This window comes from Ruminococcus sp. YRD2003 (genome assembly GCA_900109435.1).
GTDB classification, from domain to species: Bacteria; Bacillota; Clostridia; order Oscillospirales; family Ruminococcaceae; genus Ruminococcus; species Ruminococcus flavefaciens_G.
Genome location: FNZT01000019.1, coordinates 39,682 through 46,718 on the forward strand (window position 1 = coordinate 39,682; position 7,037 = coordinate 46,718).

Sequence of the window (7,037 nt, forward strand, 5' to 3'; positions counted from 1 at the left end):
TTCAAATGCCTGTTTTTCGCTGAAATGCCGAAATACAGGCATTTGTTTTTTATCTCTTTTGCAGTTTCAACTGCGCGTGTGACGATTTAACTGCATTTTGTCACACGAAATTCCAACAAAATCACACGAATCCAAGGTGGTATCATACTTGTTTTTTATTATGCGCAAGGAAATAATTTTTTGAAAAATGTTAAATCTTTTGCGCAAATATTTCTTTAGGAGTTGATACAATGAATATTGATAACACACTTTATACTGGCAAACCTGCCAAGCGGCGTTCAGATGTTGAAATGGCCATATACGATATACTTGATTCTCTTGGTATAGATTACAAGCGTGCTGACCACGACCACGCAGATACTATGGAGGATTGTCTTGCTATCGAAAAGGTACTTGGTGCTAAGATATGCAAGAACCTGTTTCTCTGCAACCGCCAGAAGACCAGCTTCTATATGCTCCTTATGCCAGGTGATAAGCCATTCAAGACCAAGTTCCTGACATCGCAGCTGAACTGTGCCCGTCTATCCTTTGCGGAGGCTGATAAGATGCAGGAGTATCTGCATACTATCCCTGGCTCAGTATCAGCACTGGAGCTTATATTCGACACGGATAACAACATACAGCTCGTCATAGATAACGACCTTATGAGCGATGAATACATTTGCGGACATCCGGGTATCAATACTTCGACAGTCCGCCTCCTACGAGAGGATATGCTCAAATATGTCCGTGCGGCTAAGCATGAACCAACATTCATTGACCTTCCAACGGAGTGATATTATGCGTATATTTGCATTGGAGCTTGATAACGACATCAAAGGTATAGAACGCAGAAAAGCATATATCGAGGGGCTTATTGAGAAACTTCCGAAGCCTGATATCGTAGTTCTGCCCGAGCTTGCCATATGCAGTTATATGGCAAGTCAGAAGATATGGAAACTTGCAGATGACTGCGGTCGTGACGCAAGCCAGTGGACTATAAGCATAGCAAAAAATACAATACCTATATCGGAGCAGGCTATCTCGACAAGGAGAACGGCGACTACTATAACCGCTATATGATCGCAGGTCCTGACGGTGTATGTGGTGTTGTTACCAAGTCTGAGGGCGAATCAGCAGTTTTCAAGCGCGGGGACTTCGGCAGTATTATTCATACTCCATTGGAAATGTTGGTGTGGGTATATGCTACGATTCACGCCGCAAGCACTTCTATGATAACATCAGGAATGACGAACTTTCACTGATACTATTTCCGCATGGTTCACCTGCAGATCCGAATAAACCAAATAAAGAACGCAATGAAAATGACAAGCGCTGTATGGCTTATATTGAGGCATTCGGAGTCCCTGTTGTCTATGTGAACAGTATAGGTGAGCTTGAATATATGCCTGGCAAAATGGGCGCAATGATGAAAAAATATGGTTTCAGAATGAATGGCATGAGCAGGATATATGCTCCAGAATCTGTACCGATAAATACGGATATCACCGATGCTATCGATGCAGAGGTCGATATTCAGCCTAAGAAAATGTATAAAGAGATACAATTCTATGGTGAGGATATTTTACGCGGCAACTGGCTGTTCAAGCACTTTATCCTCAAACCTGATACAGTGGCAGGTATCAAGTCTTATGAGAACGAACATAAAAAGAAATAGTAATTGTATATGAGAAATCATGAACGTGATGAAGGTTCGAATCCCTCTCTGTCCGCCAGAATATGAAAATGCACATAAATGGGACAATACTTATTTAAGTGTTACAAAAAACTATAATCAAAAACATATATGCCGAGTTGGAAATGACTTTTATTACACAATGCCTGACGGTGTTTATAGGTATGGAAACAAAGATGTTGTGCAGAAGATAAAAGAACCTATTATTTATGCTAATAAAGATATTCTTTATGTGTATTCAAATGAATCAATAACTGCTTATGACATAGAATTAAAAAAGATTCAAGAGTATAAATCTGTTGGCGATCTAATAAATTTTTCGGTTGAAAATAATAAGATAATTACTTTTGATACGGGCAAAAAGCTCCATATTTATAATATGAGCAGTATGATTGAATATGATATTCCTACTGATTGTAGAATTCTGGACGACGGAAGTCTTTCTTTTAAAAAAATCGATGATATGTATATTATTGAAAGCATAATAAAGCATGATAATTCATACGGTGAATTTGTATTTGAAAACGGAAGTGCATATTCAACTGCCGAAATATGTATGCACATTCAATTGCATTTTTTAATGAGGATTTTGTGATAATTACCCAGGAAGGCGCATATCTGGATAAGTATTCCTTCAGAGAATATGATAAGATTGAAGAACTAAACTTAAGAGGGTACAAAGCGTCACTTGTTGACTTTTCATGGGATAATAATAAACTAATTGGAATCTTATCTAATTCCAGACATGATCCACATGATGATGAGTTGGAACGTAATAACTTAAAAAATCACATCTCTGATACATTGGCGTTTATTGATTCGAATTCTATGACAATAGAACAGGATTATGCAATGCGTAAACAGGAACGGATTCTATATGTCGATACTGACAAAGCTATTACGTTTTATGATGGCGAATACATTTCATATTCTGTTGATGACTGGAAAATAATAAAAAAAGAAAGTGCTGATGAAATACAGCCTGGTGGTCAGTATTTATTTGAAGACTATGGAGACTATATCTTTGTATTTCAAGGCAACTTTGTATTTCAAGGCAACTCTAGCAAGCTGATTAATATAATATCAACCACTTAGTATAGATAAGTATCAAAATAAAACAAAAAGGTAGAGTAGTTCGTTTGAGTCTATTCCAAGAATGTGTAAAGCATTGAAGTTATTGCTCACTTTGATACAATCATAACTGAACATTGAGCAAATAAACAGCTCCTGTCTTAACTGACAAGAGCTGTTTGGTTTTTACATAGAAAAGCACATTAATGTGTTTTTCGCTGTAGTTTATTTTGATACAATTTAACGGATACACGAAAATGCACCCAAGCTGGGTGAAAGTGTTACCAGCTTGGGTGCAAGGGTAAAAAAGAACGGCACTACGCCATTTCAGCGCAGTGCCGTTTGATGATATATGTTATTTTTTGAGGTTTTCACTATAAGAAAGTCCGGAGCCATCCTTCCATTCGCGGTATTATAACATTTTTCAGAGGTGTTGTAAATGCTTTTGTAATGTGGTATAATGATAACATCAGATTTGATGAGTAGGTGTTGGTATGACGGATTGTCTGATAGTTGCAGCAGGTGGAGCGATAGGCGCTGTATGCCGATTCTTGATAGGTAAGCTCCCTATAGGCAGCAGTGACGGATTTCCGATGAAAACGTTTATAGTGAATGTATTTGGCTGTTTCCTGATTGGTCTTGTGGCTGCACTCGCATTGAAACAGTTTTCAGCGTCTCCTAAGCTCGTGCTTTTCCTTAAAGTCGGCATCTGCGGAGGCTTTACAACGTTTTCGTCCTTTGCTCTTGAAACAAGCGGGCTGATGGAAAAAGGCTCATATATTACTGCTGCCTCGTATATCATTTTGAGTATCGCAGTTGGAATATCAGCTTTGTTCGCAGCGCAGAACATAGTTGAAAAAGCGTTCTGAGTGCAGGTGAAAGAATTGAAAATATTAATAGATGCAGATGGCTGTCACGTAGTTGAAATAGCAGTTAGTACAGCAAAGCGATATGGACTTGAAAGTACAATAATATGCGATTCAGCACATTCTGTTCAGCGTGACGGTGCTGAAACAATAATCGTTGATAAAGGAGCGGACAGTGCAGATTTTCGGCTTGTCAATCTTGTAAGTTCAGGAGATATCGTCATTACTCAGGATAACGGACTTGCGGCTATGTGTCTTAGCAAGCGTGCAGTAGTTCTCAATCAGGACGGCAAGCAATACATCGAGGGAAATATTTCGGGCCTGCTCAAATTCCGTGCAGTATCTGCAAGAATACGCAGAAGTGGCGGACGAACAAAAGGAATGCCTAAACGTACTGCTCAGCAGGATAAGGACTTTGAAAAGGCTCTGATTAAGCTGATGGAGGCGGGTATATGAAGATATTGAATTACTATGGCTTTAATATTCAAGCTTGTTATGGAGAATTAACAAACATAAAGAAGAATACTGATGTTTTGCTTCCGATAATAGAAGAAAAAACATGGATGCAGCGTAACCAGAGACGAAGCCACAGCTATAACGCTGCGCTCCATATAAATGATTGACAATGGAGAAAAGCTATGAAACTGATCGCAATTCTTATGTTCGGACTCATTGAGATCACCAATGGGGCCCTAATTGGTTTTATGATATGGGGACAATTTGCTTGGAGTTTTAGTCAAGGAGTGTTTGGGCGTCTGGGTCTCCTTGTTCTCACGCTTTTTTACGGGCTGATCTGGCTCAGATTACTACAGATGATGATCGTACGCATACGAGATTATGTGAAGGAACACCGCAGAGCTTGACATTATGATCAACAAGAGGAGCGGCTTCACCTTGGAGGATATTATTTGTTTTTCTGTACTTGTGTTATAATATTCCTGAAATAAGGGCGGATACCGCTGAATAACGGAGGATTATATGAAATTTGACCCTAATGCAATGAATTATGTTTTCAGCACCGAGCAGGAAATTACCGCGGAAGAGAAGTCGCAGCTTCGGCAGCAGCTGCTGGCAAACGCATTCAAGCCTATCGCCGGTGATAGATCATCGCTGATGAAGAGCATTACAGCCGCTGCTTTTTTCACAGTCTTCCTTGTTGCAATCATTGCAGCAGTCTCGACAGGTCATGTCTTGATCGCTGCATTCATCTTCGGACTGATGTTCTTCATCGGGGGAGTGGTTATGCTGATTTCCGGTACGCAGGATACATACACTGCCGACAGGAACAACCTAAGACCAAAGCAGAATGCTTTGTTTGTCCTGCTGTTTGGTGTACTGATAATGTCAGCTCCGCTGCTCATCTTTTACGTCAGCAGAAATGATTCCTCGCTGAGTACAGGAAATATTATCGTTTTATTGGTAGGAGGCTGCTTTGCTCTTGCGGGAGGCTTTTTCGTGATTTCTGAAATAGCGGGGCTGGTCAAGTCATCAAAGGGTTTCGGAGATGAAACTGAGGGCGAATGTATAGGCTATGTGCGCTGCTTCCACACCACTAATAAAAATCACCACACTACACTGGTGACATCTCCTGTTTACGAATATTACTATGAAGGTCAGCGCCTTCAGGCGATCGGAAATGAGAACTACATCGGCACGCCGCCCATAGCAGTAGGCGAGCACAGGATCATTAACGTTGACCCGAAGGATCCCTATGCGATATTTGAGCAGAACGAGAACAGAAGAAAGGCTCCGACAATAATTGGCATTCTCTTTCCCTTGGTTTTCGTTATTGTGGGACTGGCGCTTATATGGTACGGCGCGACTCAGCACATAGAGCCTGTTAATTCGTCGGTTACTGATGGCAAATCTTCCATCACCGACAGCTATGTTCAGAACAAATTCGGACTTGGAGTGAATGATTGGTCTATAGCGGAATACACAGTAGTCAATGCAACTGAGGAAAGCGACGGCTCATGGCTTCTCGAGCTCTCCAACGGCACATACCGCACAGACTCCGATGGCAGCATCAAGAACAGCCATAATATCGGTTATCGGTTCTATGAGCTTACCGACAGCAGCGGCAAACCATTAGCTTCATTCGCTTGTGATAAGTGGAAATATGACGGCAGCAATGAATGTATTTCCTATGAATAGAAGAAGCTTTTCCTGATGATACAAACAAACCTACCCGAATATGCACGTTCGGGTAGGTTTTTCATTGAATAATGACTTTTTGAGCGAATAATCGTATAATAGAAATATAGGAAGATTTCCATATCGGTATTTATTTAGTGGTTTTTACAGTGGAAGACAAAAAAATACTGTGAGGTATTTATAAATCATGCACCTATTTCCCTTTAACAGGGGTATTGTTTATTGCGAAGACCGTAAATGATCCGCAGAGTTTCAACAAAATCTACAAGAATATGTATGCTGACATTGATGCTCCGAAGCAGGAGCAACCCGTTCCCGAGGAAAAGAAGGAAGAACCCTTCACCATTCAGGGACAGCTCAAGAAGGCTCAGGATGAGATAAGCGCACTCGGCGACAAGGCGACTGTTGAGAATATGGCAAAGCCTCTTTCAAAGATAATAACCTGCACTAAGATACAGATGCTTCAGAATAAGGGAACGTTCAACCACATTACCGAGGAACAGTTCAACAAGATAGATGAAGCAGGCACCTTTAAGGACCCGAGTTTCAAGGCAATGCTTGACCGTACAGAGCCAAGTGTTCTTGCATCGCAGGCAACAGCCGACAAAGGACAGAACCTTTTTGGTAACTACCAGAAAACCACTTCCACGGTAAAGACTGAGGAAAATGCCAAGAAAGAAACCGAGCGTACAACGGTTAAAAATACTGAACTGGGTGAGCGTAAGACTATAAAATAAGCACTGGCAGATCACCCGAAAAAGCTTGATCTGAATACACATATTATATGTCATCTATTCTGTAGACTATTGCCAGCGCCAAGCGGGCGCGCGCAAATTCGCGGTTCAGTTTTTCTGAGCCGCGAATTTTTTGTATTATGAAAACCCCCGGCTAGGCCGGGGGTTCAAAAGAGCTTATAGCTATAAGACTTGAAAGAAAAACTCCTTTTGATTACAATATATTTGCGGCTACCAACTGCAAAAGAATAATCAAAAGGAGGTCATCACAAAGTGAATGACATACATAGTTTATCACATTCAAAGTGGAATTGCAAGTATCATATAGTGTTTGCCCCGAAATATCGAAGGAAAGTATTCTACGGGGAAAAGAGGTGTGAGATAGGACAGATGCTGAGGCAACTCTGCAACTGGTACGGAGTAAATCTGCTTGAGGCAGAAGCATGTCCGGATCATATTCATATACTGGTGGAGATTCCACCGAAGCATGCTGTATCATCATTTATGGGATACTTGAAGGGAAAAAGCAGCATAATG

The 7,037-nt window shown here is 40.8% G+C and carries 12 protein-coding genes; all 12 read left to right on the forward strand.

The annotated features are described in order from the left end of the window. Positions 1-230: 230 nt before the first annotated feature. On the forward strand, positions 231-776 hold the full coding sequence (locus BMX22_RS14300; protein WP_074743165.1) for a prolyl-tRNA synthetase associated domain-containing protein: 546 nt from the start codon (positions 231-233) through the stop codon (positions 774-776). A 4-nt stretch (positions 777-780) separates the two neighbouring features. Further along, entirely contained in the window at positions 781-1,062 is a 282-nt protein-coding gene (locus BMX22_RS16975; RefSeq protein ID WP_318259776.1) for a hypothetical protein, read from the forward strand. A gap of 112 nt (positions 1,063-1,174) precedes the next feature. Next, positions 1,175-1,657 (forward strand): hypothetical protein, encoded by a 483-nt coding sequence (locus tag BMX22_RS16980; RefSeq protein WP_318259777.1) that lies wholly within the window; start codon positions 1,175-1,177, stop codon positions 1,655-1,657. Positions 1,658-1,676: 19 nt separating this feature from the next. After that, positions 1,677-2,270, forward strand: a complete 594-nt coding sequence (locus BMX22_RS14310) for a hypothetical protein (RefSeq protein ID WP_074743167.1) — start codon at positions 1,677-1,679, stop codon at positions 2,268-2,270. Next, complete coding sequence (locus tag BMX22_RS14315; protein WP_074743169.1) at positions 2,267-2,770, forward strand: hypothetical protein; 504 nt, start codon at positions 2,267-2,269, stop codon at positions 2,768-2,770. Before BMX22_RS14310 ends, BMX22_RS14315 begins: the two co-directional genes overlap by 4 nt. A 470-nt stretch (positions 2,771-3,240) precedes the next feature. Then, positions 3,241-3,615, forward strand: coding sequence for a fluoride efflux transporter CrcB (crcB, locus tag BMX22_RS14320; protein ID WP_074743171.1), 375 nt, complete (start codon positions 3,241-3,243; stop codon positions 3,613-3,615). A gap of 15 nt (positions 3,616-3,630) precedes the next feature. Continuing rightward, positions 3,631-4,068 carry a YaiI/YqxD family protein gene (locus BMX22_RS14325; protein WP_074743173.1) on the forward strand — a complete coding sequence of 146 codons (438 nt, stop codon included), beginning with the start codon at positions 3,631-3,633 and terminating at the stop codon, positions 4,066-4,068. Further along, positions 4,065-4,235: a hypothetical protein gene (locus BMX22_RS16600; protein WP_173463809.1), complete on the forward strand. Its 171-nt coding sequence runs from the start codon at positions 4,065-4,067 to the stop codon at positions 4,233-4,235. The genes BMX22_RS14325 and BMX22_RS16600 overlap by 4 nt, the downstream gene beginning before the upstream one ends. Before the next feature lie 15 nt (positions 4,236-4,250). Next, positions 4,251-4,475: a hypothetical protein gene (locus BMX22_RS14330; RefSeq protein WP_074743175.1), complete on the forward strand. Its 225-nt coding sequence runs from the start codon at positions 4,251-4,253 to the stop codon at positions 4,473-4,475. A gap of 115 nt (positions 4,476-4,590) precedes the next feature. Further along, complete coding sequence (locus BMX22_RS14335) at positions 4,591-5,766, forward strand: hypothetical protein (protein ID WP_074743176.1); 1,176 nt, start codon at positions 4,591-4,593, stop codon at positions 5,764-5,766. A 215-nt stretch (positions 5,767-5,981) separates the two neighbouring features. Then, the gene (locus BMX22_RS14340; protein WP_074743177.1) at positions 5,982-6,503 is read left to right on the forward strand and encodes a hypothetical protein; all 522 of its coding nucleotides are present in this window, start codon (positions 5,982-5,984) and stop codon (positions 6,501-6,503) included. A 270-nt stretch (positions 6,504-6,773) separates the two neighbouring features. Further along, a partial coding sequence (gene tnpA, locus BMX22_RS14345) for an IS200/IS605 family transposase (RefSeq protein ID WP_143055544.1) occupies positions 6,774-7,037 on the forward strand: 264 nt, incomplete at its 3' end.